Source organism: Inediibacterium massiliense (genome assembly GCF_001282725.1).
Classification (GTDB): Bacteria; Bacillota; Clostridia; order Peptostreptococcales; family Thermotaleaceae; genus Anaerophilus; species Anaerophilus massiliensis.
Window position 1 is genome coordinate 1 of record NZ_LN876574.1, and the last position, 1,260, is coordinate 1,260.

General features: G+C 30.2%; 1 protein-coding gene. It reads right to left on the reverse strand.

The annotated features are described in order from the left end of the window. Window positions 1-35: 35 nt before the first annotated feature. A protein-coding gene (locus BN2409_RS16640) for an IS3 family transposase (protein WP_110942847.1) occupies window positions 36-1,183 on the reverse strand; the annotation gives its coding sequence in 2 pieces (ribosomal slippage) (window positions 36-922 and window positions 922-1,183; 1,149 coding nt in all). Window positions 1,184-1,260: the final 77 nt, after the last annotated feature.

A 1,260-nucleotide genomic window follows, 5' to 3' on the forward strand; every position in this document is an offset into this window, starting at 1 on the left:
TCTGTTCTGGTCAAGTAAAATTGTAACATTATGTGCTAGTTTTGATTTCCATACCTAGCTTCGAAGGGTGTCCTTCCTTGATTATGCGAATGTGGTCTTGAAAAATTATACCATTCATAAACATAGTCATTAACAGCTTCATTGAGAAGCTGATCAGTATCAAAACGATATTGTTTAATAAGTTCATTTTTAAATGTATTATAAAATCGTTCCATAACTGCATTATCATAAGGACAACCAGCTTTGCTCATGCTTTGTGTGACACCCTTAGATTCACAGAATTTTACGAATTCTTTTGAAGCAAACTGCGCTCCTTGATCACTATGCAAAATTAAATTATTTTTGATTAGGTTATTTTTTAATGCTATTTTCAACGTATCTATAGCTAAATTTGAATCAATCCATTTACTGTTCAACGTTGCAACTACACTTCTGTCATACAGATCTATGATGCTACAATTATAACGCTTCTGACCATTGCTTAATGTAAGATAGGTAAAATCAGTACACCACTTTTCATTTCGCTTGGAAGCAGTAAAATCTTGATTTAAGAGATTTTTAAAAGTTTTATGAATACTTCCTTTTATATATTTTTGTTTCTTTTTCATAATTATAGCTTTTAAATTTAGCTCTTTCATATACTTATAAATCGTGGGATAACTGCATGATACATTACTTAATTTAAGTAAATCTGCTATCATGCGATAACCTACAGTACCATTTTTACTATGATAAATTGTCTCAATTAATTCTTTTAATTGAGCTTTGTGTTTAAAATATTTTTGTGTTCTCTTTTTAAGATAATTGTAATAGGCATTAGGGGATAATTTAAATTTGGATAATAGCCATCGTAAACCGAATTCATTGCAGTATTTTTTTATGAATTCATAAATTTTTAATCGATTTCTTTCGCGAAGAATGCAGCCGCCTTTTTTAGAAAACGATTCTCCTTTTCAAGTTCTTCCAGCTGTTTACGCAGCTTTTGAATTTCAATATAAGAATCTGTTTCTTCTTTTAAATCAGTATTTGTCTTGCATTCTTCACGGTGCTTGTTTAACCAATATCTCAATGTACCATTCCCTAAATTATATTCTTCAGTTAAGCTTTTTACAGTCCGACCTTCTTCAAGATAAAGACGTAATACTTTCTTTTGTAATTCTGGGTCATATTTTTTATTCGCCATTTTGCAACTCCTTTTCTATGTTTGAATTATAACATCAAACTAGCGTTAGGTGTTACAACTTTAGTATAGCAGGACAA